Origin of the sequence: Comamonas aquatilis, from assembly GCF_965139575.1 — a bacterium.
Lineage (GTDB): Bacteria > Pseudomonadota > Gammaproteobacteria > Burkholderiales > Burkholderiaceae_C > Comamonas > Comamonas aquatilis.
Genome location: NZ_CBCSIW010000011.1, coordinates 87237 through 112729 on the forward strand (window position 1 = coordinate 87237; position 25493 = coordinate 112729).

The window sequence follows — 25493 nt, forward strand, 5'->3', positions numbered from 1 at the left end:
ATAGGGCAATGGGGAGGCTTCAGATAAGTCTTAGCTGAATGACGGCTGTGAGCAAATCAGCAGTCATCGGTATTTCTAATTTGAATGACTGTAAGCAGCTTAGGCAGGCCGCTCGCGGCCAAACGCTTGACGACTGCTTCTGGCCGACAGTGGTCAGCACGCGGCTAAGCGGGTGATGCATCAAACCCTCAACCGGCGCCAGTTTCAGCAGACTCTGAGCTTCCTTGAGCGTGCCAGTCAGCCACTGATCAACATCCTCCAACTCAATCGCAATCACCGACCTCTTATCTTGCTGGTCCGCTGGCAGTTTGGGGTCGGGCTTGTGCATACGGCTCATCAGGGGGTGTGAGTCGGCATTGATCGTCAGCATGGTGTAGCTCTCCATTAGCATCCTCTACCTAGTTCAAGTCAGTGGCGAACCCTTACAAAGTTAAATTTCTAGATGCAAATCAAAAAATGTGTAAATAATTAATACACACAGAGTAAATTAACCTCTGTCTAACAGAGAAGTAGCCGAACTCCTTGTGACCAAAGCAAGCTGACTCTGTGGCGAAGGCTGTGTAGTTCTCTTCTCGTCAAACCATGACCCCAAGGCGATAAACATGAGAGTAAACGCACCCGTCACGCAACGTGAATACACATTTGCTGACAACGCAACTTTGATGTCCACCACGGACACAGAGAGCTACATTGGTTATGCCAATGAGGCATTTATGGAGGTCAGCGGTTTTGCGCCGGAGGAAATCCTCGGACAGACCCACAATTTAGTGCGGCACCCTGACATGCCACCTGCAGCGTTTGCAGACATGTGGGCAACACTCAAGAGTGGCGAGCCCTGGAGTGCATTGGTCAAAAATCGGCGCAAAAATGGCGACCACTATTGGGTTCGGGCCAATGCCATTCCCATCATTCGCGGAGGACAGGCCAAGGGCTATATGTCGGTGCGCACCCAGCCGGCGCGCAAGGAAGTTGAAGCGGCACAAAAACTCTACGAAACCATGCTCGACAAGAGCAGTAGCGCTCCCAAGCTGCACAAAGGAATTGTGTCGCTCAAAGGCATTTGGCGTCCGCTTTCAATCTTGCGTCATATGGGCGTGCGCCAACGTATCCGTCTTAACACGCTAACTTTATGGGTCACGCTGATGGTGGGTAGTTGGCTTCTGAGCAATAGCCAAACGCAATTTATGGCGACGGGAATATTTCTCACCTGCGTGTTAATTGTCCTGACGTTGTTGCTGGAGCGCCAGTTTGCCAGCCCCCTTGAGCTGCTCAAGCGCCAGTCTTTGGACGTAGCCACGGGCAATAACCGCCATGCAGAGCACCTGCAGCGCACTGATGAGATTGGCACCACGCTTCGCACAGTGAATCAGGTGGGCCTCATGTTTCGCTGGCTGGTCGATGATGTGAGCCAGCAGGCACTCAATGTCCAGAGAGCAAGTGATGAAATCGAGCAAGGCAACACCTATTTGCATGGGCAAACCGAACAGCTTGCGGTGAATGTGGCCCAGGCATCGGCCTCGATGGAACAGATTACAGCCCGAGTTCACTCCACAGCTGATACCGCTCAGAAAGCCGGAGTGCTGGCCAATGAAGCCAGTGTGGCAGCAATGCGTGGCGGCCAATCGATGGAGCAGATCGTCTCCACCATGGGCACCATTACAGCAAACTCTCACCGCATCGCCGATATCGTCGGGGTGATCGACAGCATCGCGTTCCAGACAAACTTGTTGGCTCTGAATGCGGCCGTGGAAGCGGCTCGGGCGGGCGAGCAAGGCCGGGGCTTCGCGGTCGTCGCAGGTGAGGTACGGGCATTGGCGCAGCGCAGCGCGGAAGCAGCCAAAGAGATCAAGTCATTGATCCAGGCCAGTACCGCCAATATCGAGAACGGCTCTCGCATCGTGAATGAAGCAGGCCTAAACATAGGAGAGATCGTTGCCCAGGCCCGCAAAGTGTCGGACTTCATCGGTGAGATCAGCGCTGCCACACGCGAGCAGAGCGAGGAGATTACACAGGTCGGGAAGTCTGTCATGGACATGGATCATCTGACCCAACAGAACGCCCAGCTGGTGACCCAGGGTGCCACCGCATCTGCCAGCCTGCAAAAGCAGGTCAAAAATCTGGTCGAGGCGATCGGTGTTTTTCGATAGAGCACACACACCAGCATTCACGTGCTGGTGCACCGCCATGTATTAATCACCCACTCAGCAGCGGGCATCGGTGGAGTGTCAGCCAAGTGCGTTAACCAAAGGCCGTTCTGGCCCCATCTACCGTTGCAAGGCGCTCACCTATGCATCTCGCCACTCGACCAGCTGGCCAACCACGCCCGCGCCTTCGCCAGCAAGAACGGCGATTCGCTCATGTTGATCTGAGAATTTCGGCATGGCAAGCTGGCCGGTGCGGGCCGGTGCGGGCCGGTGCGGGCCGGTGCGGGCCGGAAGGCTTAGAACTTGGCAATGCGCTCGCCCAAAATGGCCGAAAACTCGTGCATCACATCCAGCTGGCGTTTCAGGCGCGCCTGCTCATCACCGGGGACTTGGGCGAACACAGGGCTGCGCTCGATGAACTCGTCCAGCCTGGTGATCCGCAGGTCCAACTCTTGCTTTTCATCCAGCACACGCTGCTGGTGGGGCGGGACTGTGCAGCCGACTACCTGCCAGTCTTCGGCCAGGGTGTCATTGATGCTTGGCGCCCAGGTGCTGACAGTCTCGTCCACGTTCTTGAGAGCAAGGTAGGCTGCATAGGGCACCATCGAGCCCTCGCCAAAATGCTCCTTGGCCGCGCCGGTCTGTACCGGGTAACTGGCAGCAGGCACCAGATAGATGAACAGGCCTTTGCCGTTCCATCCTGTGCGCTGCAGGCGTTTGCCTAGCTTCAATTCCTTGATAGCGTCACCGAAATTCATTACGTTCTCTCTGTGTTGGTGCCGCCATCCGGGCGACGCGGGTTGATTGAAAGCAGTATTGGAAATAGGATCGGCGCATGCTTGGACTCATTGCACGAATCAAGAAGGCGCGGGCCGACAGGCGTCTGAAAGAGAAACTCATGGCAGAGCAATCTGCTCGTATTGCCAAGGGCTTTGCAGAACTGCACACCTCTGTGGAGCTGGTCGCCCAAGCTGCAAGCGGGCGCGGACCACAAGGGGAAGTGCTACGCATTGGCGACGGGTTCTATGTGGAGCGCGCTGAAGATGGCACTGAACGCTCGGTCAACCTTGAAAAGAACCCTGAGGATCGCTACACGGCGCATCTGGATAACTTCCAAGCAAGCCTTGGCGATGGCAGCCCTCCCCATCGTTTCACTATTGATGTTTACAGAGCGCGTGCAGATGACTGCGCTCGGGACGTTGATGCGCATCGACTTGCCAGGGGTCACGGGCGCTGAACCTCTGAAGCTCTAGGCATCACTGGCCACGCGGCGCGGCAGGTTGCTGCATCAGCTGCGTGGCCATCAGCTCGGATTGCCAGCGCTGCATATCGCTGGCTGCACTGTCCGAATACGCGGTTGAGGGTTGAGGCGTACTCGATGAGGGCGGCGGGGGAAGCGTCGGCAAGTCGCTGCTCGGCATCGGACAGTTGCTTGCGCAGGCCGTCACGCTCACGGTGAGCGCGATCAGCAGCAGCCTGCAAAGCGGTTTGCTTCTGGATGGCGGCATTCAGTGCTCCTTGGTATTTGTCATTGACCGTGCGTTCCACGGCCAGCAGGCGGCGGCCGGCGGCGGTGCGCTCGTCTGCGATCTGCTCGCGGTACTGGCTGGCCAGCAGTCGCTCGTCGGCCAGGTCGGCACCCAGGCGAGCTGCCTGGAAGTACCAGGCCAGGGCCGCGCCCAGGGCGGCAGCCAGCAGGCCGCTGTAAACAGTCAGTCGCCCCATGTCAGCGCCCACCAAAACCTGGGGTCGTAGAGCATGTAGAAGACAAGCGGGTTCATGTCAGTCCTTTGTGAAAACGTGAATGAATATCCAGAAGGCACCCCAATACGGCGCGCCCATCAGGCAAGCGATGAAGGCCAAGAGCAGGAACATCAGCCGTTGACTCCCATGCGCCATTCCCGGCAAATCTCGTCGTTGGAGTCGCCGCGCAGTTGCAGGCCCGGCAGCACGGTCGATACGCCCTTGACCGTGCCTTTGTTCCAGCGCGGGTTTTCGCGGCAAGCGCCCGGCAGATCCCCGGCATTGGCCTTGCGGCGCATCGTGCTGGTCGAAAAACTGGCTGCGCCCTTGTTGTGCAGGAAGTCGATGAACGTGCCCTGGGCAAATGCGTCGTAGCTGGCCCAGTACGCAAGCAGGCGCTGGGCTTCGCGCTCTGATTGCAGATACCGTCCCTTTTCCAGCTGGTAGCACTCGCCTGGGCTGTACCACTTTCCGGCGATCACGCCAGCACCGGTGATACCGTTGCACACCGTCAGGGGCGCGCCCTTGCCCAGCTTGTCGATGTAGGGTGTGCCAATGTGCTTGCCGCTGGATTCATAGAAGTGGCCCAGCACCATGGCCACCTTGACGCCCTGGCTGGTGCTGGGGTCGGCGGCCACGGCCTGCACGTACCGGTCGGCCAGGCCTTGCTCGATGGCGACCTGATCAGCAGCCAAGTAGGCACCGCCGCCGGCACCCAGCGTCAAGACCAGCGCGGCCAGGCGACCGGCGAGGAAACGGGGGACTTTGCCACTCATGGGCGCCCCCTTTGCTGGGCGCGTTCACGCAATTGCTGGCGGTTCTGAGCGCGCAAGTAGTCGCGGCGCCACTTCCAGATCAGGTAGGAGGCTTGCAATGCCACAAAAGCGATGGAAGCCAGCACCAGCCAGTCACTGAGCGGTAGGCCCGCGAGCCGGAAGCCGCCGGCGGTAACCGCCCCAGGCGTGGCGTGATATGCCGCGCTGGCAATGTCCTGTTTTTGCTCGGCACTCAGATGCTGGTGGATGCCCAGCAGCGCCAGCATTGATGCGAGAGCTTTTTTCATACCCCGGAGTTTTCCGGGGCCGGGCTCTTTGGTCGAACCCTAGAGGGGTGGCCGCTTATGCGCCTGCAAAAATCCGTTCTGGGTTTGCAGGTGCATCGATTGCATAAAGCGCGAATTCAGCCAGAGGTGAAGAAAGATTGACGTGAAAACCAGGGATCGGAGCCATGACCGGAACAGGGCCGTCATCACTTTGGAGCAGTTCGCCCGTGGGGCGCTGGATTGTGCCCAGAACATCCACGGCAGTCGTGCCGATGTAGCTGGGCCACTCGCCGTTCTCGCCCAGGTAATCAACAAAGGCAAAGCGCGCAACCTCTTCGTCAGTAAAGCGGAGAAACGTAGTCATGCTGTGAGCCTTTGAAGTTGCGCATGGGTTATAGCGCCGCCGTATATGGCAAGGCGAGAAATGCAGCCGTTGAGATACCCGGTATTGGCGGCAGAGTGACTTCTTCCCAAATAGAGTCTCGTCAAATTTGACGGAAAGTCTTTGGCCCTGGCCGTTGCATCAATGCTGATTAGGGAACCGGAAGCAATTGCCGCTGTTTTTGCTAGATCGGAATACGCAAATCCAGAATTCGGCATGCGACCTGCGATGCTCCTTCCCGATTGCCCGACATTTGCCTTGTTCACCCACCAGTTTGTAGTATTAGCTGTCCCAGAAAAATAGAAGTACGCATGATCGGCATTGATATCTGCTGGGTTTATTGCACTCCAGACGTATGCGTTATTTGTGCTACCACTGGGTAGCCCTAAAACGGCAGACGTAACGGCCCCAACAGTTGGAAGCGTAATGTCCAGGTTGACATTGTCGGCGGCTCGTGTTGCCGTTGCAGTAGTTGTGAGAATTGGAGACGTAGCAAAGGAACCCAACTCAAACTGTGGTGTTCCTATCTCTATATCAGCCGTTACACCAGTAGAAACTCCCACACCAAAACGTAAGTTAATTGTGCCTGCAGTCGTAACATCAATTAATATAGAAAGTTTTTTTCTGCCCAAACCATTTGATGTATTTGCTGTAACTTCAACTCCGTCGATGAAATACTTAACTGCAGAAACAGCCGTACCATCTATCCTGCCGATACTTGCACTCATAGCGGCTGCTGTGAACACATTACACGGAACAGAAAACGTATATTGACCAACTGCAACAGCCACGTTGTTATACGCAAGAAAATGACGTGCAGCCGTTGCGGACAATCTGAGTGTTGTGACTAGACCACCAGCTATAACAGTGGTGCTTCCGTTTCCTACTCCGAATCCATAGTTTGTTGGTGCTGTACCCGGTGTACCTGATACGGCACCTGCAAATACCGAGTTAAGCAAAAGATTGGCACGGGCTTCCTCAATCAGTAATCCAAGACACTTTCCCGTAACCGGGTCATAGTCAATACGCGGGATATTGCTTCCTACAGTCCTCAGCTTACCGTCGGGCCCAAAGCACGTAGCAGCACTGGCCCGCGTGCAGGTGAGCAGCGGGTGTGTCCGGCGGCTGTTGGCAAAATCCATTAGCAGCCGCGGACGAATGTTCGGGAAGTCAGGCAATGCGCTCATGCCCATGTCTCCGTGTAGCTGCGCACCACGCCATCGAAACCGTGGAATTTGCGAATTGTTTGTGTGTTGCTCACGTACTCACTCCATATGTCCCCAGGCTGGCTATCGGGTACATGCATTTGCACCGTGGTGACTCCTGTGTTGTCCAGAAACACCGAGCGGCCCAGTTGTTGGACTGATGGCACCTGATCAGGGGCTGTGCCAATCTGGCCCATGTCAAAAGCCCCCGTAGCACCTGTGGCGCCTGCGTCACCTTTCAGGCCCTGAATGCCCTGGGCGCCCGTATCACCCTTGAGTCCTTGAAGGCCAGTCGGCCCAACATCGCCTTTCAATCCTTGGGGGCCAGCATCCCCCTTCACACCCTGCGGACCTTGAGCACCCATGGCCCCCGCGTCCCCGGTTGGGCCTTGGATGCCTTGAATACCCTGAGCGCCGATGTCGCCCTTGTCGCCTTTTAGGCCCTGCGAACCAGTGGCTCCTGCATCGCCCTTCGGGCCTTGAGCACCCTGGGTACCCTGGATGCCTTGAATCCCTTGCGGCCCGACCTCAGAGATATCGCGCACCACACCGTCAAAGCCATGGAACTTGATGATGGTGGACGTGTCGCTGCCCCATTCGCGCCACCATTGACCCGGTACGCTGTCCTGGGCATGGCGCAGCACCGTCAGCGCTCCCAAGTCGTCCACAAAAGCCAGCGCGCCCAAATGCGTGCCAGCTGGAAGCTGGTCAGGGCTCGGCCCTACCGGCAAGTCCAGCTGATCACCGTCAGGCAGCTGCCGAGTGCGGCCAGCGATACGAACCAAAGGGCGCCGAGTGGCCATCAGAGCACCACAAAACCCAGATCGTCTGTCACCAGCTCCGTCGCGCTCTTGGCCACGCCCAGCTCCTGGCAAATCTTGCCTACATTGGCCGTATCCGCAGAGTCAAGCGCTGCAGGAATCGTCCCACCCGCAGTGCCAAGCCAATAGCGCGCGCCCGGTGCCAGCCCGGTCATCGCTGTATTGGTTGTATCCAGGGGGTAAACCGTAGCTTGCGCAGCATTCGCCACAGCATCCTTGACATAGCCATCCGCCTGACGGGCGTTGCTGTTGTCAGCAAGGCGCACGTTCATCGCGCCCGCATTGCTGTAGAAATTGACAAACTTGCCCGCGCCAATGGCCTCGCTTGCGGGCACGATGATCGTGTTGGCACCAATGCCCACAGGCATCAGGCTCGCATCCAGCCTGCCATCCGAGCCGGTCGCAACCAGCTTGCCTGCATCCGCCGCACCTGCTGATGCTGCCAAGCCAAAAATCTGCCTGGTCTTGCCCGACACGCGGGCCAAAAATCCTTGGGTAGCCTGTGTTGCCATGACTCACTCCAGTTCTATAGGGTCTTGAATATTGAGAAGAAGGCGGGTCGCGGACAGCGCCACGCCAATCAGAACGTCATAGCCAGCTTCTGGTGGCTGCTGGGTAAGCCGGCCTTGTCTGGCCAAGAAAACGCGCTTGCCGAGCTGCAGCTGCCAAGCCGCGTCATCGATGTGGCCCAAGCGCTGAACATTGATAGGCTGGCCGCCGACGGCCGCGCTCACCGTCACGCCCAGCAGCGCCAGCACATCGCGCTCCACATCGGGGTCAGCCGGCCAGACAGCGCCGTTCAAGTCTTCATAGACCACCAGCAGCGCGCTGATGTCCATGCCTGCCATGCGCTGCAGCACTTGGCCACCGGCTGGGCCTGGGATGCCAGGTGGCCCCTGCTTGGCCTCGGTCAGCAGCACCAGCTCCTGCTCCGACTCCAAAAGCGTGTTGTCCTGGCCCGCCTCCAGCAGCAGTTGCTCGGTGGGCACTTCCAGAATCTCGTCGGAACCCTGGGGCTCCAGCAGCACCAGGGTCTGCACCTGCTCCTGCAGCAGATGCTCCTGAGGGATCTCCAGCAGATCAAGCACGGGTCACCTCCGGCGACACCATCACGCCGCCAGCCATGCGGCGCACCACAGTGCCATCTGGGAATTCGATTTCCAGATCGAAGACGGCTCCGGTCCACCGCAAGGCGGCCGTGTCGGTAGCGCTGATGAGAATACGAATCTCGCCCGTGGGGCCGCCCAGCACAATGCGGTTGTTTTCCGTGGTCAGCTCCAGCAGCACCACGTCGCTTTCAATGTCCTCCCGGAACTGGGCGCGCGCCTTGCATCCGGTCAGATCCACGGGCACGGCATTGGCCTTGGTGCCCGTCTTCCAAGTAAAAGTCTTGTCGAACGTGGCACCCTGGTCGATTTCAAGTTTGACTTTGTGGGCAGGCATAGGCGGCAGTGTGAGTGGCCGCCTTTATGCCGTCGAACCCTAGCGGGGTGCAAAGCGGCATCGCCGCTAAACACCTGGCATCAAGCGCCCGTGGCTGTGCTAATGCTTTGGTTGACCGAGCCAGAGATGCTGGCACTGGCGCTGACCATGCTCCAGGCCGAAGTCACGCGTTGCGCCGCAGTCGTCAAACCGATCTTGGCCGCCTCCAACCGTGCGGCATTGGCCTGTATCGCCACATCGGCGTTGAGCTTGGCGGTTTGCAGGGTGATGTTTTTGCTGGCCTCGTACTGCTTGATGTCGGCCTCCCAGCGGCGCATATAGCTGCCGGCCTTGGCTTCGATGGCCATGGCGCTCACGCGGTAGCCGTCCACCAGAACGGTCGATTGCTTGACCGCGGCATCCATCTTGGCCACCTCTCCCGAGAGCCGCGCCTTCCAGGCATCCCACTCCATCCCCTTGGCCGCAATCTGGGCCTGGGCCTTGGCGACTGCCACGCGGGCGCGCTCGGCCTGGGCACCGGTATAGGCGCCGTAGGCCTGCACCTGGGATTTGTAGGCCTCCTGCTTGGTGGCTTCTGCCTGAATCCTGATCTTGTACAGCTCCATCTTGGACGACTCTGCATTGATCGTGGCCACAAAGGCGCGGATCTGCTCGCCGCCGGCCTGGATGCGCGTCTGCTCCAAACTCACCAGCGTTTGTGCGGCCTGCACCCGGGTCTTGTAAATCTCCACGGCCGCCATGCGCCCCTCAATCTCGGCCTTGTAGCGCGCCACCAGCGACTGATTGATCTCGGCCTTGGTCTGCTCGGCCTGCAGCATGGCCTTGTACACCTCCACCTTGTTCATTTCCGCCTTGATGACGGTTTCATAGGCCATGGCAAAGGTGCGGTAGGCATCGAGCAGCGCCTTGTAGCGCTCGAGCGCCGCGTTGTGCGCAGCAATGCCGTGGTCGGCCGCCGTCTTGGCCGCTTCAAACGACAGGCGATCGAGCTGCATGGCCTGCTCCATCAGCTGCCCTTCCAGCTGCAGCCCCTGGGCAATCGCATCCTTGACGTTGGACTGCTCCAGCTCGGCTTGCTTGATGGCAATGTCGCGCGACAGGCCCGAGAGCTTGTCGAGGTACTCGCGGCGCGCATCGGCCAGCTGGCCGGCCAGCACCCCGGACGGCAGCGGAAAGCCCAGCGACTCGGCAGAGCGCATTACCTCCTGCTCCCGGGCCAGTGCCACCTGGGTTTCGCGGTCACGCGAGCGGTCCCAGATGGCCTGCTCCACCACGGGGCTGAGGCCGGTACCGCCCTGGATGCGCGCGGCAATGACCGCTTTGAGGTTGCTCAACAGCTCGGAGGCATAGCCAGGCGCACGCTTGAACTCAAAGGGCGCGGGCTCCAGCAGATGTAGCTCGGGCGTATCGTCCAGCCTGGCCAGCCAGTCCTCGCGCAGGTCCACACCACCAAAGGTGTGCGTGGTCAGCGCCAAAAATGCCGGCGCATCGGGCAGCTGCACATCGGGCGCATCGGGAATGGCCACCTCGCGCATCTGGGGCAAGGCCGGGGCCTGGCCAATCACCAGATTCGGCGCCGTGCCAAAGTCCATGGCCGGCGGCTGCAGATCGAAGCCAACCACCTCCACATCGGGCAACCCGGCCAGATCCAGCGCGCCCGGCATATCGCCAGGTGTGACAAAGCTCACCTGCGGCAGCGTGGGCAGATCCGGCACCACGGGCAAGGTCGGCGCGGCAATCGTGCCCCACTGCACGCTGATCGTCGGGGTCTGAAAAATCAGGCTGTTGAACGTATCCTGCATGGACTTGGTTTCCAGCAGGGCCTGTTCCGCATAAACCACCGAGCGATCGTATTTGTCCTGGACTATCTCGGCGGGGCCGTTCAGATCAAGGTCTGCCATTCTTAAATTCTCCGGGTGGGGGACTGCACGTCCAGAATCTCAACGCGGTCCAGCGTGAACGACTGGCCATCGGGGTTGCTCAGGCCAAAGCCCAGATAGTTTTCGCGTATGCCTTTGCCTACGGGGCAGCGAGTCTGGCCGCTGGCGCGCAAAGGGAAGCGGTAGCGCCAGGCCTGATCACCAGCCCCGTGCACGGCAAACTCTGCTTCGCCTTCGCCCTGCATGGAGAGGTAGGCCATCTGTATGCGCAGCTTGAGCGTGGACTTGCGCAATGTGGCCGGCAGCCGCAGCTGGGCCACGATGGGCGCGCCGGCATCGGTATCGCCGCCCAAGGCGTACAGCCCCGTGGCATTGCCGCCGTGGGTGGGCGTAATGCTCTGAAATGCATGGCCGGTGTACTCGGACACGGCTCCGCTGAGGGTGTTGAGAACAATCATACGGTGGACACCTCGCTGATAACCGCGTTGGATGGAATGCCGGTCACATCGCCAGATGGTGTGAAGCCGGTTGCGTTGAGGACGTAGTTGTAAGTGGCGTCGCCTTCAACCACGCCTTTAAGAGTGAACGAAAGAAACCCCTCTTTGCTGATCGGGTCGGTGGCGTATTGGACTTTTTCGCGGTTGATATAGCCCATGTGTCCGGGCCATAGCACCTCGTAGTCAGGACTATTCACTACCTCAAGTTCTTGCGGCCCGGCGTTGTATGGCAACGCCCTAAAGCCCGATGAGTTGGCGCCCAATGAACTGCGAATAAACCCAAGGCGCTCATTGATGCTGGCAACCTCTAAGCCCCTTACCGGGATATCAATCTCCAGCACAACCGTGCCATTTATTCTGAAAACGACAGTTCTATCCATTACGTCGGTAGTGGAAGCCTCTGTCAGATTGGATGGCTCAATCACACTAAAGCCCGCCGCCCCAGCGGTAGAAGCGCTTATCTGGCGCCATACCGTATTGGGCTCGAAGCCGTCAGGCTCCCTGACGTAGTACGCCCCCAATGGGTCATCAGCATCTGCGCTGCCTGCACCAGAAAATGAGTAGTTGTATTTAGTCGATTTCGAGCAAGAGAATTTAAGTCGGCTTCTCACGCTGACCATGGCGCCAAAAACAGGCTCGGTAAATATCAATTCTTCGCCCGTCATTTCCAGGGTGATGCTGGCGGATGCATCACAGGTTTCACTGTTTGAGCGGGTCGGGTATCGGTGCTTGACTGGCTCCTGGGGCGTTCCATTCTGATCTGGCGGGAGCGTTTCAAGAGTGTAGGAGGCGTAATCCAGATGGTCGTTATGCGAGTTTACGGCCGTGAATTGATGGCTGTAGTTCAAATCCCTGACCTTCAGCTTGCCGCACCCTTGAATGTCCAGCTCGACCACGCTGCGCCAGAGCATATCTATGCCAGCTGACGATTGAGATTGAAATTCATTTGTGAGCGTCTCATCGTTGGAGAAAGTTTTAAGGCTGTTCAGCGAAAAACTCTCGTTGTCTGAGAAAGCGCTTGATACCTTTACCTTGTCCGCGTACAGCTTGCCATTCAAATAATATTTTCGGTACGCTGCATCCATTGTGAAATTACGGGATGTCTCATAGTTCGCGTTGGCTGTTCTAGCGACTCTTGTATCCGTCATCTGGCCCGGGGTGTTGTAGCCTTCCTCCGAGGTTTGATCGACAGTGGATACCGCGTTTCCTGACCCGATGGCAACGCAATAAGGGAGCCCTTGATGGTCGTCCGTGATTTCAATCGCCGCGCTTACCGGGCCTGCCCCCGTCATCCCAAGGTCTTTGCTTCCGTCCGGTTTTGTGATGACGTTGATGGCTATATCAGACAAGGCGCTCACAACGGTAATTGGCGCAATTCCGTAGCGAGGCTCTCTTAGGCTGTAGGGTGGAACAATGCTAATTGCACCATTGACCAAGTTATGCGAGGCATACAGCGGAATATTCTTCATGTAGCAAACAACGATGTTGCTGTTGTTCGCGGTGAGGTACCAAGGCCGCGTATCCGCTGGCACAGTCTCGGTTCTGGATAACTCCCGCTTCCCGCCAAAAGCTGGTGGGTCGTTTCCTGGCATCGGCCTATAGCCCAAGTAAATCGCTTCAGAGTAAAGAGCCACAGCTGCAAACCCCTTTGGATTCACCAACTGAGATACCGTACGCGCCACCTGATCGTAGTAAGCGCTTGGGTTGAGGACCGGCATACAGACATTGGGCAACTGGGCTGCCGCAACACCCGCCAGCTGCGGCGCGATGTTTTTTCCATTCGCGGCGATGCCTTCCTTGCCGTGGCTAAACCAGCCCGGTTTGTCCGGCTTGTCGGGTGTTGGAGACTCGCCATCCTTGTAGCGTGTGTAGCCCAAGCCGCCGTACAGCTCCTTGCGCGCCGTGGTGTTCCAGCCGCTGGTCGTCCACTTCTCTGTATCGCGCCACTTGCGCGGCTCCAGCAGCCAGATCTTGTCCAGCGCCAGCACCTTGATGCCGTTGAGGTATTTTTCCTGGCTCTCGCTGCCCACTGGCCAGACTTGCATGATGGTCTGGGCGCCCACCACGGTGATTCGGTAGGGAGAGCCATCAGCCAGCTTGCCGGCTGCCACCGGGTTGGGCACTTGCGACACGCGCGCGATGTCGCAAAACCGCGAGAACACGGCCCGGGCCTGGGCCAGCTGGGCCACAGTGGCCTGCCCGTTCTCTAGCCGCAGCACCGGCTGCGCCGCAACAGGCACCGGATTGCCCAGCACATCAAAGGCGTAGGGGTTGTACAAACTCATTGCGGCACCGCCAGATACTGGGGAAGGCCATCGACCTCGCGGAACGTGGCGCAGACCTCGGCGGCCGGGGTCCGGTAACGGTTGGCCGTCAGGCTGCTGGTCTGCCCGCCCGCAAAGCCTGCGACAACCTCTCCGCCGGCAATGCACAGCATGGCTTGGCCGCCGCCCGTGCCGTCGCCCAGCTTGAGCCGGTGGCCGGGGGCGGCCACGCCCGAGCCCAGCACCACCGGGCCGCGCAAGGTGGGAACGTGGGCCAGTTGGTCCCAGCTGGTTCCAGCCAGAAACACCAAGTCTTCGGTCGTGCCCACATACACGCCATCGTCCACCGGTTGCACGGCCGTGATCTGCCCGGCCAGCTGCTTGAAGTCGCGCCAGTCCGACAGGTGGGGGGCTGCGGGGCGGCTGGCCCACAGCACATTGCCCTGGGCCACCAGCACGCGGCCGCGCCAGAATGCGGTGATGGTGCCCACCGGGAAGGCCTGCGCGCCCAGCGTGCGGCAAGGCAGCACCAGGGCGGCATTGCCCACGCCGATCTCCACCGAAGCCGCCACCGTGGTGGTGGCCAGGTAGGCGCCCTCCCCGTCCTTGCCGCTCAGATAAACGCTGATGGCAAAGCCCTCGCGCACCGGCAGATTGTCCAGCTGCAGCCCGCCCTGGGCCAGCTCCACCGGCGCCGAGCTGATGGGCGGCCCCTCCAGCATGTCGGCCAGGCGCACATAGCTCAGGTGATAGCGGTACTGGCCAGGGTGCAGGGTCCCAAAGGCCACATCCGGTACACCCAGGGATTCGGGCGCGGGCACGCTGCGCTCGCGGCCCGTGAGGCCATCGGTCACGCCGTCGATCAGCCCATTGGTAAAGGTGGTGCGGCCGTCAGGCAGATTGCAGTACCAAACCCGGTCCTCGCCCAGTGCGGGGTGGATGATGTGGCGCGCCCCGTCCGGGTGAATGGCCGTCAGCGCCTCGCCCACCGTGGCCAGCATGAAGCCGCTGGCTTGCCAGAGATTCTTGTGGCAGCAGTCATGGGCCCGGGCCAGGCCGCCGCGGCGCCGGATCTCGCCGGACAGGCCAATGTCCACGTTCTGGGCCTGCAGCAGGTCGGAGGTCTCCAGGCGGTGCTCAGGCTGCTGGTTGTTGATCCCTGTGAAACCCTTGAATGTCAGCATGCATCCTCCCTATCCAACAAAGGCACGCCAAAGCGCACCGGGCACAGCGGTCTGACGCGCACGGACATGCCGCCCAGACTCGGCGTGCCGAAAACCACCGGCCGCAGGCTTTCAGCCTCCAACGTCAGCCCACCCAGGTGAAGGGTCGGCGTGCCAAAGCGCACCGGCTGCAGACTGGCCGCGCGTAAACCGCCCCCAACAGCCGGCGTGCCGAACTGCACCGGGCGCAGCGACTGGGCATGGGCGCGCATGGCCAGCACTGGCTCGCCAAAGCTCACCGGCTGCAGACTTTGGGCCGGGAACTTGAAGGCCGCGCGGGGCTGACCGAACCTCACGGGGGCCAGGCTTTCCACCACGCCCGCGTCATAGGCGCTGTGCAGTACCGGCGTGCCAAAGACCACCGGGCGCAGCGATTGCACCGCTACCGCGATGTCATCGCCGGGCGTCTCAGTGCCGGGCTCACCGCCAGCAGATTGCGCTGCGTTGATGGCTACGGCGTTGATTTGGCAAAGCGTCATAGGGCTGCTTCCACAGGCTTACATCGGCACGCCAATGGGTTCGCTGCCGTCCGTGGTGCTGGGTTCCTGGGGGTAGCCATTAAAGGTATTGCTGCAAATGAACAGCCCCTTCCAGTAAAAGCGCCCCCGGCAGAGGCCGCCGGCGGCCGCAGCCGTCAGCTCAAATTTAAGGCCCTTGATGCCCTTGGTGACCGTGTTGGACAGCACTCGGCGCTCGCGTGCGCCGATCCCGGTCAGCTCCTGGGCGGCAATCAGCTCGCCCAAGGTAGAGGCTTCGCCGTCCATTTCTTTAACCGTGATGGTGGGCGGCGCCGTGGCGCTGTATTCCTCGCAGATAAAGCCGATCTCGGTGGGGTAGAACCAGATGTCAGGATTGACGGAATACTGGTCCAGACAGCTGAAAGCGGCTCCGTTCCAATAGGAATTGGCGTTGAATATGGACCAGGGATAGTCACCCAAGGCCGCCTGGGGAGTGGCGAAAGCATTGCCACGGTTGTACGCATGCACCGTCAAAGATTCCGCATCCATGGCAAATTCGCCGGGCAGATAGATTCTCTCGGGGTCATAGACGGCAGCCACACCCAGCTCCACCATGGAGCTATAGCCCACGCCCTCCACTTGCGTGGCCATGCGTGATTTGGGGAAATGATCGGCGTTAGGCCCTTCTTCCGGGCCGGAGGCCGGCGCCACGGGCAAGCCGCCCAGCGCAAAAGCGCCGCGAATGGCCTCGTAGTCGCTGTTGGCAGACCAATCCAAGAACACATCACCCTTGTTGATGGAGGCCGCGTCCTGATACTCGCTGCGCAGACCAGCCGCACGCAGCAGCGACAGCATGTTCTCGGTCACGCGGCATTCCACCAGCGAGCCGGCGGGCCAGACCAGCGGTGCGGTCATGCCTGCGCCGCGCTCCACGGTGGCCGAGAATGTGCCGTCACCTTCATCGGTCACTTCTCGCAGCAAGATGATTTCATAGACGCCGGCCTGAGAGGCATCCGGCTCAGTTTGGCCTGGGCTTGGAGCGGGCAAGATGGTGGCGATGGTGTAGCACCCGGCCGAAAAGTCCGGCATGGCCAGGTTCGCTGCAGCCCGGGAGCGGTCAATCTGCACCTTCACCCGGTCGTAGGAATCGGTCAAGGCCTGGCTCAGCTTGAAGGAGGCGTTATTGAAAAAAACCAATCTGCGCATAGAGCCTCCCGCTTACACCAGGGAAAGGATCTTGGCCGAGCCGTCAGACCAGTTGGCGCTGACCGTGCCGCCGTTGGTGCTGAAGGGAAAACCAGTGATCACGTCCAGATAGCACACCAGCGGGGATGTGGCGGGGTTGCCCGTGTCTTTGAACAAGACAACGGCCTTGACGGTGCTGCCTGCGGCCAGGGCGCCAAAAGCCGGATCGTCTGCATCGAACACGCCGCCGACCACGGTTTTACCGGTCAGCTCCACCGCCGCGCCCACGATGGTGCCAAGCTGGTTCAGATACTCATGGGTCTCGGTGTAGGTGTACGAATCGGGCACCAGGGCGGCTTTGATGGTGTCGGTGGCGAGGTTGATGGATGCGCCGAGAACCTTCTGGGCACCCCGGGGGAAAAATTTATTGGCCATGGTGAAGCTCCTTGAATGGGGCGCCTCAGCCCTGCCGCGCCGGCGAGCAGCGGCAGCAATAGCAAAGGCATGGCCAGGAGTTTTGCCCGGCCATGCCTTGGAGTCGAACCCTAGAGGGGTGCCGTCAGCTCAGTGAACGAGCCTGCTCACGCATCTGCTCGCGCAGCGCCTTGGGCGCCGTATCGGCAATACGCTGGGTGCGGTCCTTGTTCATTTCCCGCACCCGCTTCCACACGTCCGGCATCTTCACCACGATGGGCTGCTCTGGGTTGTCGCGGTTCCAGTCGGCCAGGCGCTCGCGCACCCGCTGTACGGCCGCCTCATCTTTGCGGAATAGCGCGTCTGCCCATTGCGCCTTGATGTCGCTGCTGGTCTGGACATAAAAGGACTTGGAGCGCTGCATGAAGCTATTGGCCTCCTGCACCTCGGCCACGGGCTTGGGCTGGAAACCAACGGCCTTGGCCACTGCCTCGGCCAGTGTGGTGTCGATCACCTTGTAGCCCTTGGTGTCGCGGTACATGCCAGTGGCCGCCATGTCCGCGCCCTTGGCCAGGTTGCGCACGGCCGTGGGTGTCCACTCCAGCACACCTTTGCCGACGGTTACCCCATCGCCGTTCAGCACCCCCTTGATCACATCGCGTGCACCGCCAAAGCCGCGCGACACCAGATCACCAGCCGGACCCACAATCTCAGTCAGATCGCGCTCGCGGCTGGGCTTATCCAGGAACAGGCCGGTACCGGGAATCAGGTTGCCCATGCCCAGGCGCCCTGACACATCAACCGGCGCGCCCGGCAGGCCCGAGATACCTTGCTCCATGAACTCAGCCAGCTCCTTGCCAACGGCACCGGCCAGAAACTCTTTGCGCCACTGCTTGGAACTGATGTTGTAGCCGGCCAGCTGGCCCATGCCATCAATCAGATCCTCTGCATCCTCCATGAATGGCACGCCGCCGGCACCGCTCATCAGCACCAGCATGGCCAGGGCCCAGCCCACGGCGCGCTTACCCTCGGGGCCACCCTGGGTCCACATGCGCTGCATCAGCTCCAGATAGCTCACGCTATAGGTTTTGAAGGTGAACAAAGTCCCGCCCACGGCGCCGCGCGCCCACTTGGGTTTGTTGGCCTTGCTATAGACAAACTGCGTTTCCAGCACCGCCTTCCGTGCAAAGCCTGCCGGATCGGCCATGCCCTGCTCCTTGGCAATGCGGTAAGACGCAATGAACGTGCTGCGGCGGTTGAACTGCTCGGCCAGCGCGAAGGGTTGGCCCCACAGCACCTTACCCTGCTCCCACTTGTTGGCTGCATTGGCGCGCAGGTTGCCGGCCTTGGTGCCGTCACCCGAGCGCAGCATGCCGTTGCCACGCGCCTGGGCCATCAGCGCATGGATTTCCTGTGGCGAGACCGTTCCATCATCCTCGGCCGCCTTGAGCGCCTTGGCTAGGTCAGGTTCGTACTGGAAGCTCTTGTCAGCGACAGAGCGACCCATATCCTTGAGCGCACGCGCCATCTGGCCGGCGGCCTTGCGCATGCCGCCGTACTGACTCAGCCAGGGCATGGTGATCTGGAATGGCTGGGTCATGTTGACGAATGCCGAAGCCAGCGAGCCGCCCAGATACTGGGCAAACAGCATGCCGCGCACGGCCTGGCCCTCCTCCTGGGGATCGCGGATGTAGTCGCGCAGGCCCATGGCCAGATCCTTGAGCTCGCCCTGCTCCTTGGGGATCGCACCAATGGCCGTTTCCATCTTGCCCGCGTTCAGGCCCATGGCCCCGGCGCGCGCATTGGAGTACACAAAGTTGGCCACCACGCGGCCCACGTCCTGGCTGAAGCCGGCCACGCCCTTGCGATGAATCAGCCTCTTCATGGCGCTGTGATTGTTCTTGGTCAGCTTCAAGAACTCTTGGAATGCCTTGTCCTGGGCTTCGTTGCCCTCCGCCTTCAGGCCCAGCATTTCCCCGAACTGCTCCAGCGTTTCAGGCGTCACGCCGGCAAACAGCTTGTAAGCCTCGGCGCTCATGGTGCCGGTGGTGATGGTCGCGCCCTTGAATTCCTGGGCCAGCTGCATCTTGGCTAGGTTGGATTCGCGCGCGGTTTCGTACATGCCGAAGTATTGGCGCTCGCCGGCGGCATCCACCACGTCCACGGTGTAGCGGCCAAAGCGCGACAGGGGTGCATAGCCGGCCTTTTGCAGATCCACGGCCGTGTCCAGGCGCAGGCTGATCAGCTGCATATAGCCGGCCAGGCGGTCGCGCGCGTCCGGGTCGGCCTTGGCGTCCTGCTCCAGGGTATCCAGCAGCAGCTGGGCGGCAGCCTCCACGGATGGCTGGGCCAGCACCGCCTCGCGCATGGGCTCGTACTTCTCGCCCACCACGCGCAGCATGTCGGTGCGGGCTGTCATGTCGATGGAGCGATCAATGGCCGCGCGGGCCTCACGGTACAGGCTGATCTGATTGGCATTGGCGCCAAACATGGATTGCAGCTCGGCATCGCTCCAGACAATGCCCGCTTTGAGAAACATGCTCTCAAATCGGGAGTTGATCTGCTTTTCAAACTGGGCCAACGGTAGGCCTTGCCACATGGCCAGCACACCCGCATCAATCTTGCCGTGCTTGAGCAGCATGGCCGCCTTGTTGTGCACCGACAGATTGGCATAGCGCTTTTGCAGATCATCCACCAGCGTGGCCTTGCCGTTCTCGTCGCGCGCCCAGATCAGCGTGCCCTCAAACAGCGGCTTGGCCACGGCCTTGTTGTCCTCGGCGGAAACCGGCTTTTTCTTGAGGTCGCCCAGAGACTCCACCCGGGGCAGGATGCGTGGCGCCATGTCGGCCGCGTCATTGGCCAGCATGGACACATCATCGATGTTCTGCTGGGCCGACTCGTACACCGGCTTGAAGGCTGGAGCGCGCTCACCAAGGTGGCGCATGGTGCCCACGGACTTGTCCCAGAGCGAAACCTTGCCCTCATGGGTAAAGGTCTGGCTCAGCTGGTCCAGCGCGCTGGTCTTGAGGTCAGCCAGGCGCGAACGGCTGAATACCGGGTCGTCGTTTACTGGCTCCGAGCCAGCATTTCCCGGATCTTCGCCATCGCGGCTGCGGTGTCCTTCTGCAGAGATTCGATCTCGGAGTCGGTCAGCCGGTTCGTAACGCGCGAGGTAGCGGGCTTCCGACTCGGTGAGGGCGTCGAAGCCGTAGCCTGTGGCGGCGCGGAATTCGTTTTCGAGGTCACCATGTTTTTGTCGAAGGGAAGCCAGGGTTTCAGGAGAGGGTTGAATTTTTGCACTGTACTGCTTGCCGGTCAATGCAATGACCCCGGCCACGGTCCCGCCCCCTTCCCGAATGTGGCTGGCCAGCGCCGTAAACGTGCCGCCCTGGGTCAGAGTGTCGTCCACCAACAAGTAAGGCACAGCCTCCACGGTGCCAGCAAAGTCCACGGGCGCGAAGATCCGATCCAGCCCATCCATGCCGGTGCGATGCGCGCGGTTGGCTTGCACAATGCCAGTGGCGGCCTCAAGCCCCAGGCGTTGCGCCAGCACCCCAGCAGCAGCCAACGGGATTCTGTTGCGCCCCGTAGCTTCCTCGGCCGCCACAGGCACCACCAGCGGCTTGGAATCCCCGATCACAGCCCGCACCTTGGCCACCAGCTCAGGCGTGACGATGTCTTGGGCCAGGCGAACAGCCGCCTCGATGTCCCCGCCCTTGGCTGCTTGGTAGTCAGGATGTGACGATGCAGCACCAAGCACGTTTCCGATGATGGCATCAGGCATGCTGGTCGCACCGGAGCGGCTGAATGCAATATCCTGGTCCGAACCAGCGCCAGCGCCGCGCTCCACCCAAGCCCGCGCAGGCAGGATGTAATTGCGGATCAGCTCGGCGTCGGTCAGAGCTAGCGACTTGAACCCAGGCACATTGGCGCGCAGCCAGGTGCGAACTGCGGCCACGGCACGGCGCACAAAGCCAATCTGGGGTGTGCTCTGCGCCATTTCGGCCAAAACCTCTTCGGCGGCTGTGCGGCGGTCCAGCCTGTTGACTCGACGCAGGCCGTACTCTTCGATCTTGGCATCCACTTCCGCCTTACGCATGGCGGCCACCTGATTCAGGATCAGGCCCAGGTCCTTGCCGAACAGACCGCGCAGGCCATGGTGGCCCAAGGCCTCGTGAAACAGCACACGGGCAGCATCGTTGGGCGTCTTCAACTTTGACGCCATCAAATACACCTTGCCCTGGTAATAGAAGCCTTCTGGTGTGCCCTGGGCGCCGCCACTGCGCTGCTTCAGATCGGCGCGCCGGGCGCTCTCTGGCACCAATGTGTCCTGCATGTCAAAGGCCACGATGACTTCGGGACCGTTGGCCCAGGCCTTGCGAACCGCATCAGCCGTACCTTGCACGGCGCGCACGGCCTGAGCTCGGGCAGCTGGTGAATATCCGGCTGGCTTCCCCCCCGCACCAGCCTCGCCACGGGCCTGCAGCGCAGGCTGCCCCTCGTTCATGGTCTTGAGGAAGCCAGCCACATCAAAGTCCGCGCCTGACAGTTGCTCAGATTCCTGGCGACGGAAACTTGGTGCCTCGTCCCCGCCCACAACCCGCTCGGTTGCCCGCGCCGCCATGGCTTCGCGCATCTTGGCCGGCACGCTCTTGGGCTTTTCCTCCCGCTTGGATGCCGCGGCTTCCTCCTTGGCGGCCTTGGCCTCCTTCATGCGCTGCGGTACCGACTTCGGCGCGGGCTCGGTTGCTGGTGCTGGTGCCACATTCGCGCTGGGCGAAGCCTTCACCGCAGCCAGCGCCTGCTCCACCGGTGCATCCAGCACGATGGCCTTGACTTGCTTGCCTTCCTCGGCTGCCGCGACTGCCTGATGGTGGCCGTCGATGATGTGGCCATCACTGGAAACGATCACCGCGCGGTCGCCGGTCGCGCTCTTGGCGGCCTCCACCTTGGACGGCGAATACTCGGCCTGCGTGGGCTTGAGCGCTGCCGCGTCCACGGTCTTGGTTTCGTGGGCAATGCCCTGGGCATTCAGGTGCTTGACCATGCCGCCATGGTTGGCTGCGGGCACCTGGGGCATGTCCGCGCGGGGAATGCCCAGCGTACCGGACTCGGCCGCGAAGGGCTTTTCATCGCCTACCGGCTGCGCGCCCTGTTTGACGGGTTTTTGAGCGGCTGGCGAATTCGCTACAGTTTCAATAGCTTGCGGCGTTCTGTTTACAGGCGGTACCGGCTGATTTCCCGCACCTTTCCCGGCCACCGCTGTTTGATTGCCCATGGCATCGGACAGCTTACCGCGCACCTTCTCCGACAGGTCACCCCAGGCCCGGCCATGCACATTGGCCTTGGCGATGGCATTCAGGCCTGGTGCCACCTTGGCCAGCGCCTGGCGCTCCACCGTGGTCATGCGCGTCCAGCGTTCGCTGGCTTCCAACTGGAGCTGACGCTCCTGGTCGCGCTCTGCGTTCCCGTCACGCGCGATCTGGACCGCCTTGGCTACACCCTGGGCAGCAGCTTGGCCAGCTTGCGCTGCTCCTGCTTGCGCAGGTTTCGGGCCACCTTGCTGGGCTTGATCGGCTTGAGAGACATTGCTGATTGCTCCTGTTTCAATAGCTGTTAGCGTTTTCTGCGCAAGCGCTTGGAGTGCTTTTTCTAGCTTCTTGGTGCGCTTGTGATTGGGGCCGTAGTGGGCAATGGCCTGCTGCAGCTCGTCCTCGCTCATGGCAGGAACCTGCTTGGCCAGAATCTGGGTAATGCCGCTCAGCTGGGCGGGGGCTGGCGCGCCAGTGGTCGATGCACCTTGCGCCTGACCGGCGGCCGACTGCACCTCCATCCGGGTCAGCTGGCTTTGCAGCGCATTGCGCTGGGCCACCATGTCCTTGCTCCAACCCTGGGCCGCGCCCTGCTGCTGCATAAAGGCAATGCGGTCCTTGAGCTCGTCCATCTGGGTCTGCAGGGACACCTCGCCGGTTTCGGGGTCCACGCCGGCAGGCACCTGTGCCGCGGCTTGCTCCAGCACGGGCGCTGGCCCCATTGCAGCAGCCGGTGTCTGCAGCACTTGCGATGCACCCGAATCCACAGCCATGGCTGCCGCCTTGGACAAAGCACCTGCATTGGGGTCCAGGCCCATGGCCTGAGAGGGGGTCAGCTGCCAGTCGGGTGCTGCAGGGGCAGCCTTCGCCACCGGCTCGATGCCAGTGCCCGCGCCGGCCTCGGAACTCCAGTCAGGAGCAGGAAAGTCGCGCGTGAAGTCGATTTCATTGCCTGCAGCCACTGGCGTCGCGCCCAGGCTGGTGGCGTAATCCAGATTTGGCGCATTGGCGGGAGAGGCTGGTGTGCTGCCAGGCCCAGCATCCTGTGCCGAAGCTGCGCCGGCGGCGGTGGACCAGTTGGCTGGCGGCGCTTCCTGAGTACCTTGACCGGCTGGCGCACCACCAGCCGCTTGTGCCGCACGCTGCGCATCCAGGGTCTTGGCGGTCGCGTCATCGAGCTGCTTGTCCTTGAAGCCGCGATAGCCGGCCGCGCCTGCGCCCATGGCACCGCCCGACAGAATACCCATCACAATGGCTTCGTCCAGTCCATCGCTCCAAGACTTGTTCAAAGCCTCGTTCTGCAGGATCTGCTCGGATACCGACTGCGGCAGCTCTTCCAGCACGCCCTCGGCAGTCGCGCCCTCGCCCATCTGGCGCAGGATGCTTTTCTGTGCAGGCTGGGCCAGCGGGTTAACGGCAGCGGCCGTGGCGCGCTCTGCAGCATCCTTGGCCATGCCCTTGGTGCCCTGGGCCAGCATCATGTCGGCATCGCCCACGCCCAGCTTGTTGGCTACCTTGTTGCCCAGCACCCCCAGCGCACCAGTAGCCAGGCCGGTACCGGCGGCCAGCGCGGCTTGCTTGCCGGTCAGCTCGCCGTCTTCGGTCTGCTGGCGGATCTGCTCGGCGGCCGAGCCCGCGCCCACCACACCTTCACCAACACCTCCAGCAATGGCCGCGCCCTTGGCACCCATCTGGCCCAGGCGGGTGGCAGCCATGGCGCCGCGCCCGACAGCACCGCCTGCCCCCATCGCTCCCAGCGACTCGCCAACGGCCATAGCGATCAGCGATGGATTCGCCAACGCCACTGCGGCCTTGCCGGTGACGCCATCCGCATTATGGAATTCTGCCTTTTGGGCCTTGGTCACATCAGAGTGCCAGCCCTCGGCAATCTCGCGGGCTTCCTTGAATCGCACGCCCACGCCCTCTAGCGCTTTGCCCGCCTTGCCACCTGTAGCCAAGTCAGCAATGCCTACTGCAGCTTCCGGCACGGCAAGCGCTGCTTTTACTGCGGTAGCTGCCGCATCCTGAGCAATGCCTTTGATACCGCGCGAGGCAGGCTCGCCGTCCAAGGCTCCATCGAACGGCTTTAGACCTTGAGTGACAGAGCTTGGTGCATCCAGCTCTCCCTGAAATGGCTTGAGAGGCGATTGATTCATCCCCCAATGACACCTCACACCTGAGTGTCAGTCGAACCCTAGAGGGGGCACAAATCGACTCAACGCCGTGCACACCAACTAACTTAGGACTGCTAACAATTCACCTCAATCAAAACCCAATCGTGCCTACGAGATCAGGAATATTTATCGAAATATAAAAAAGTGAATTCTCTTCATTAGCATTAATTAACTTATTAATTTAGTCAAACTTGACGTAAGTCAATAATCTATGGAAATGACAAGTCACTAGTTCCTAATGAATAAAACTTACGAAAAACTTACTCTTCTGCAAGCTGAAGCAGAGATCCTCTACACATTAGGAGAGAAGGGAGCTAACGATTCTTTAGTCGCCAAATCAGCTATGGAAAGGTACAAGCTTTTAAAAACATCGATACGAGAACTGCTCATCACTGCAAACGAAGAATGGGATTCAAAAGTACCGCCCTGGTACATCACCAGCTACCAAAGTGCACTCCGCAATGCATATTTATCGCTGGCTTGCTATACAAACACCTCCCCTAAAAACTCCAGATGGTTACCCTGTGTTTCTTCGGCACATTCTGAGCTAAGCATCGTCATTCAGGAACTACACGCTGCCCTGAAGTCCCATGCCGCCTACTCGAAGCAAACTCGCTAGGACGCACCAGAATATGCGATGCCAACTTTTGGGCACATTTGGAAGTAGCGGCTGTCTTTTGCAGCAAAAGAGCCACAAAAAAAGCCCCTCGCAAGGGGCTTTGTCGTTTCAATCGTCATAGTGGTATCTACAGGCCAGCACCACCACATCATCATCGCTTGCCCGGTACACCAGCCGGTGGGTCTGATCGATGCGCCGCGACCAGTAGCCGGATAAGTTACCCACCAATGGCTCGGGCTTGCCTGTGCCCACAAACGGGTCTCGTGTCGCCTCAGTCAGCAGCAGGTTGATACGCTTGAGGGTCTTTTTGTCTTGGCCCTGCCAATAAAGGTAATCCTCCCAGGCATTGGGAAGGAACTTGATGGCACGACTCACGATTCAAGCAGTTCCCGAGTCTTGGCCGCGCCCTTGCGGTCTTGCTCCACAGCAGCCATCAAACGGCGCGCATTGGCCGGGCTCTGCAGCAGATGCAGAGTCTCCAGCATGCTGTTGTAGGTGGACTCAGAGAGCAGAACCGCGTTCTCTCCATCGCGACGATGGATCAGCGTTGCATCACAGTCAGCTACCACGCGATCAATCACGCCTTTGAACTCACTGCGCGCTTGGGTGAAGCTCACTACATGCATATTGCACTCCTTAATACGTACCACATATTGTACATGTTTTAATGTACCCCCTGCAGACGTT

General features: G+C 60.5%; 24 protein-coding genes. 3 read left to right on the forward strand and 21 right to left on the reverse strand.

The window, feature by feature from the left end; all coding sequences use genetic code 11:
- Nucleotides 1–19: 19 nt before the first annotated feature.
- Nucleotides 20–370 carry a hypothetical protein gene (locus ACNAZA_RS14005; protein ID WP_415797165.1) on the reverse strand — a complete coding sequence of 117 codons (351 nt, stop codon included), beginning with the start codon at nt 368–370 and terminating at the stop codon, nt 20–22.
- Between the two features lie 232 nt (nt 371–602).
- Here ACNAZA_RS14005 and ACNAZA_RS14010 point away from each other — a divergent pair, with 232 nt between their 5' ends.
- A complete protein-coding gene (locus tag ACNAZA_RS14010; RefSeq protein ID WP_415797166.1) occupies nt 603–2147 on the forward strand; it encodes a methyl-accepting chemotaxis protein in 1545 nt (514 codons plus the stop codon).
- Nucleotides 2148–2440: 293 nt separating this feature from the next.
- On the opposite strand, the gene ACNAZA_RS14015 is transcribed toward ACNAZA_RS14010, so the two are convergent.
- Nucleotides 2441–2902, reverse strand: coding sequence for a DUF2829 domain-containing protein (locus ACNAZA_RS14015; RefSeq protein WP_415797167.1), 462 nt, complete (start codon nt 2900–2902; stop codon nt 2441–2443).
- A 77-nt stretch (nt 2903–2979) separates the two neighbouring features.
- On the opposite strand from ACNAZA_RS14015, the gene ACNAZA_RS14020 reads away from it, so the two are divergent.
- Nucleotides 2980–3381 carry a hypothetical protein gene (locus tag ACNAZA_RS14020; RefSeq protein WP_415797168.1) on the forward strand — a complete coding sequence of 134 codons (402 nt, stop codon included), beginning with the start codon at nt 2980–2982 and terminating at the stop codon, nt 3379–3381.
- Here ACNAZA_RS14020 and ACNAZA_RS14025 read toward each other — a convergent pair.
- From ACNAZA_RS14025 to ACNAZA_RS14105, 17 genes are all read right to left on the reverse strand, one after another.
- On the reverse strand, nt 3369–3869 hold the full coding sequence (locus ACNAZA_RS14025) for a hypothetical protein (RefSeq protein ID WP_415797169.1): 501 nt from the start codon (nt 3867–3869) through the stop codon (nt 3369–3371). The genes ACNAZA_RS14020 and ACNAZA_RS14025 overlap by 13 nt on opposite strands.
- 149 nt (nt 3870–4018) lie before the next feature.
- On the reverse strand, nt 4019–4663 hold the full coding sequence (locus ACNAZA_RS14030) for a glycoside hydrolase family protein (protein ID WP_415797170.1): 645 nt from the start codon (nt 4661–4663) through the stop codon (nt 4019–4021).
- Entirely contained in the window at nt 4660–4950 is a 291-nt protein-coding gene (locus ACNAZA_RS14035) for a hypothetical protein (RefSeq protein WP_120967064.1), read from the reverse strand. Before ACNAZA_RS14035 ends, ACNAZA_RS14030 begins: the two co-directional genes overlap by 4 nt.
- 55 nt (nt 4951–5005) lie before the next feature.
- Nucleotides 5006–5293, reverse strand: a complete 288-nt coding sequence (locus tag ACNAZA_RS14040) for a hypothetical protein (protein WP_415797171.1) — start codon at nt 5291–5293, stop codon at nt 5006–5008.
- Complete coding sequence (locus ACNAZA_RS14045; protein ID WP_415797172.1) at nt 5290–6498, reverse strand: phage head spike fiber domain-containing protein; 1209 nt, start codon at nt 6496–6498, stop codon at nt 5290–5292. The genes ACNAZA_RS14040 and ACNAZA_RS14045 overlap by 4 nt, the downstream gene beginning before the upstream one ends.
- A complete protein-coding gene (locus ACNAZA_RS14050; RefSeq protein ID WP_415797173.1) occupies nt 6495–7319 on the reverse strand; it encodes a collagen-like domain-containing protein in 825 nt (274 codons plus the stop codon). The genes ACNAZA_RS14045 and ACNAZA_RS14050 overlap by 4 nt, the downstream gene beginning before the upstream one ends.
- Nucleotides 7319–7849, reverse strand: coding sequence for a hypothetical protein (locus ACNAZA_RS14055; RefSeq protein ID WP_415797174.1), 531 nt, complete (start codon nt 7847–7849; stop codon nt 7319–7321). The genes ACNAZA_RS14050 and ACNAZA_RS14055 overlap by 1 nt, the downstream gene beginning before the upstream one ends.
- A 3-nt stretch (nt 7850–7852) precedes the next feature.
- Entirely contained in the window at nt 7853–8425 is a 573-nt protein-coding gene (locus ACNAZA_RS14060) for a hypothetical protein (protein WP_415797175.1), read from the reverse strand.
- Nucleotides 8418–8780 carry a hypothetical protein gene (locus ACNAZA_RS14065; protein ID WP_415797176.1) on the reverse strand — a complete coding sequence of 121 codons (363 nt, stop codon included), beginning with the start codon at nt 8778–8780 and terminating at the stop codon, nt 8418–8420. Before ACNAZA_RS14065 ends, ACNAZA_RS14060 begins: the two co-directional genes overlap by 8 nt.
- An 80-nt stretch (nt 8781–8860) precedes the next feature.
- Entirely contained in the window at nt 8861–10681 is a 1821-nt protein-coding gene (locus ACNAZA_RS14070; protein ID WP_415797177.1) for a hypothetical protein, read from the reverse strand.
- A 2-nt stretch (nt 10682–10683) separates the two neighbouring features.
- A complete protein-coding gene (locus tag ACNAZA_RS14075; RefSeq protein ID WP_415797178.1) occupies nt 10684–11118 on the reverse strand; it encodes a hypothetical protein in 435 nt (144 codons plus the stop codon).
- The gene (locus tag ACNAZA_RS14080; protein ID WP_415797179.1) at nt 11115–13442 is read right to left on the reverse strand and encodes a hypothetical protein; all 2328 of its coding nucleotides are present in this window, start codon (nt 13440–13442) and stop codon (nt 11115–11117) included. The genes ACNAZA_RS14075 and ACNAZA_RS14080 overlap by 4 nt, the downstream gene beginning before the upstream one ends.
- The gene (locus ACNAZA_RS14085) at nt 13439–14605 is read right to left on the reverse strand and encodes a hypothetical protein (RefSeq protein WP_415797180.1); all 1167 of its coding nucleotides are present in this window, start codon (nt 14603–14605) and stop codon (nt 13439–13441) included. The genes ACNAZA_RS14080 and ACNAZA_RS14085 overlap by 4 nt, the downstream gene beginning before the upstream one ends.
- Nucleotides 14599–15123: a hypothetical protein gene (locus ACNAZA_RS14090; protein ID WP_415797181.1), complete on the reverse strand. Its 525-nt coding sequence runs from the start codon at nt 15121–15123 to the stop codon at nt 14599–14601. Before ACNAZA_RS14090 ends, ACNAZA_RS14085 begins: the two co-directional genes overlap by 7 nt.
- Before the next feature lie 18 nt (nt 15124–15141).
- Nucleotides 15142–16308 (reverse strand): hypothetical protein, encoded by a 1167-nt coding sequence (locus ACNAZA_RS14095; protein WP_415797182.1) that lies wholly within the window; start codon nt 16306–16308, stop codon nt 15142–15144.
- 12 nt (nt 16309–16320) lie between these two features.
- Nucleotides 16321–16722, reverse strand: coding sequence for a hypothetical protein (locus ACNAZA_RS14100; protein WP_415797183.1), 402 nt, complete (start codon nt 16720–16722; stop codon nt 16321–16323).
- Between the two features lie 124 nt (nt 16723–16846).
- Nucleotides 16847–24169 (reverse strand): phosphoribosyltransferase, encoded by a 7323-nt coding sequence (locus ACNAZA_RS14105; protein WP_415797184.1) that lies wholly within the window; start codon nt 24167–24169, stop codon nt 16847–16849.
- Between the two features lie 256 nt (nt 24170–24425).
- Between ACNAZA_RS14105 and ACNAZA_RS14110 the strand changes: the two genes are divergently transcribed.
- Nucleotides 24426–24806: a hypothetical protein gene (locus tag ACNAZA_RS14110; RefSeq protein ID WP_415797185.1), complete on the forward strand. Its 381-nt coding sequence runs from the start codon at nt 24426–24428 to the stop codon at nt 24804–24806.
- 108 nt (nt 24807–24914) lie between these two features.
- Here ACNAZA_RS14110 and ACNAZA_RS14115 read toward each other — a convergent pair whose 3' ends face one another.
- Both ACNAZA_RS14115 and ACNAZA_RS14120 read right to left on the reverse strand, forming a co-directional pair.
- Nucleotides 24915–25184 carry a Txe/YoeB family addiction module toxin gene (locus ACNAZA_RS14115; RefSeq protein ID WP_415797209.1) on the reverse strand — a complete coding sequence of 90 codons (270 nt, stop codon included), beginning with the start codon at nt 25182–25184 and terminating at the stop codon, nt 24915–24917.
- The gene (locus ACNAZA_RS14120) at nt 25178–25432 is read right to left on the reverse strand and encodes a type II toxin-antitoxin system Phd/YefM family antitoxin (protein ID WP_415797186.1); all 255 of its coding nucleotides are present in this window, start codon (nt 25430–25432) and stop codon (nt 25178–25180) included. Before ACNAZA_RS14120 ends, ACNAZA_RS14115 begins: the two co-directional genes overlap by 7 nt.
- Between the last annotated feature and the right edge of the window lie 61 nt (nt 25433–25493).

Coding starts and splice junctions, on each gene's coding strand:
- ACNAZA_RS14005 (WP_415797165.1), bottom strand. CDS start 370: ATGCTGACGATCAATGCCGACTCACACCCCCTGATGAGCCGTATGCAC.
- ACNAZA_RS14010 (WP_415797166.1), top strand. CDS start 603: ATGAGAGTAAACGCACCCGTCACGCAACGTGAATACACATTTGCTGAC.
- ACNAZA_RS14015 (WP_415797167.1), bottom strand. CDS start 2,902: ATGAATTTCGGTGACGCTATCAAGGAATTGAAGCTAGGCAAACGCCTG.
- ACNAZA_RS14020 (WP_415797168.1), top strand. CDS start 2,980: ATGCTTGGACTCATTGCACGAATCAAGAAGGCGCGGGCCGACAGGCGT.
- ACNAZA_RS14025 (WP_415797169.1), bottom strand. CDS start 3,869: ATGGGGCGACTGACTGTTTACAGCGGCCTGCTGGCTGCCGCCCTGGGC.
- ACNAZA_RS14030 (WP_415797170.1), bottom strand. CDS start 4,663: ATGAGTGGCAAAGTCCCCCGTTTCCTCGCCGGTCGCCTGGCCGCGCTG.
- ACNAZA_RS14035 (WP_120967064.1), bottom strand. CDS start 4,950: ATGAAAAAAGCTCTCGCATCAATGCTGGCGCTGCTGGGCATCCACCAG.
- ACNAZA_RS14040 (WP_415797171.1), bottom strand. CDS start 5,293: ATGACTACGTTTCTCCGCTTTACTGACGAAGAGGTTGCGCGCTTTGCC.
- ACNAZA_RS14045 (WP_415797172.1), bottom strand. CDS start 6,498: ATGAGCGCATTGCCTGACTTCCCGAACATTCGTCCGCGGCTGCTAATG.
- ACNAZA_RS14050 (WP_415797173.1), bottom strand. CDS start 7,319: ATGGCCACTCGGCGCCCTTTGGTTCGTATCGCTGGCCGCACTCGGCAG.
- ACNAZA_RS14055 (WP_415797174.1), bottom strand. CDS start 7,849: ATGGCAACACAGGCTACCCAAGGATTTTTGGCCCGCGTGTCGGGCAAG.
- ACNAZA_RS14065 (WP_415797176.1), bottom strand. CDS start 8,780: ATGCCTGCCCACAAAGTCAAACTTGAAATCGACCAGGGTGCCACGTTC.
- ACNAZA_RS14070 (WP_415797177.1), bottom strand. CDS start 10,681: ATGGCAGACCTTGATCTGAACGGCCCCGCCGAGATAGTCCAGGACAAA.
- ACNAZA_RS14075 (WP_415797178.1), bottom strand. CDS start 11,118: ATGATTGTTCTCAACACCCTCAGCGGAGCCGTGTCCGAGTACACCGGC.
- ACNAZA_RS14080 (WP_415797179.1), bottom strand. CDS start 13,442: ATGAGTTTGTACAACCCCTACGCCTTTGATGTGCTGGGCAATCCGGTG.
- ACNAZA_RS14085 (WP_415797180.1), bottom strand. CDS start 14,605: ATGCTGACATTCAAGGGTTTCACAGGGATCAACAACCAGCAGCCTGAG.
- ACNAZA_RS14090 (WP_415797181.1), bottom strand. CDS start 15,123: ATGACGCTTTGCCAAATCAACGCCGTAGCCATCAACGCAGCGCAATCT.
- ACNAZA_RS14095 (WP_415797182.1), bottom strand. CDS start 16,308: ATGCGCAGATTGGTTTTTTTCAATAACGCCTCCTTCAAGCTGAGCCAG.
- ACNAZA_RS14100 (WP_415797183.1), bottom strand. CDS start 16,722: ATGGCCAATAAATTTTTCCCCCGGGGTGCCCAGAAGGTTCTCGGCGCA.
- ACNAZA_RS14105 (WP_415797184.1), bottom strand. CDS start 24,169: ATGAATCAATCGCCTCTCAAGCCATTTCAGGGAGAGCTGGATGCACCA.
- ACNAZA_RS14110 (WP_415797185.1), top strand. CDS start 24,426: ATGAATAAAACTTACGAAAAACTTACTCTTCTGCAAGCTGAAGCAGAG.
- ACNAZA_RS14120 (WP_415797186.1), bottom strand. CDS start 25,432: ATGCATGTAGTGAGCTTCACCCAAGCGCGCAGTGAGTTCAAAGGCGTG.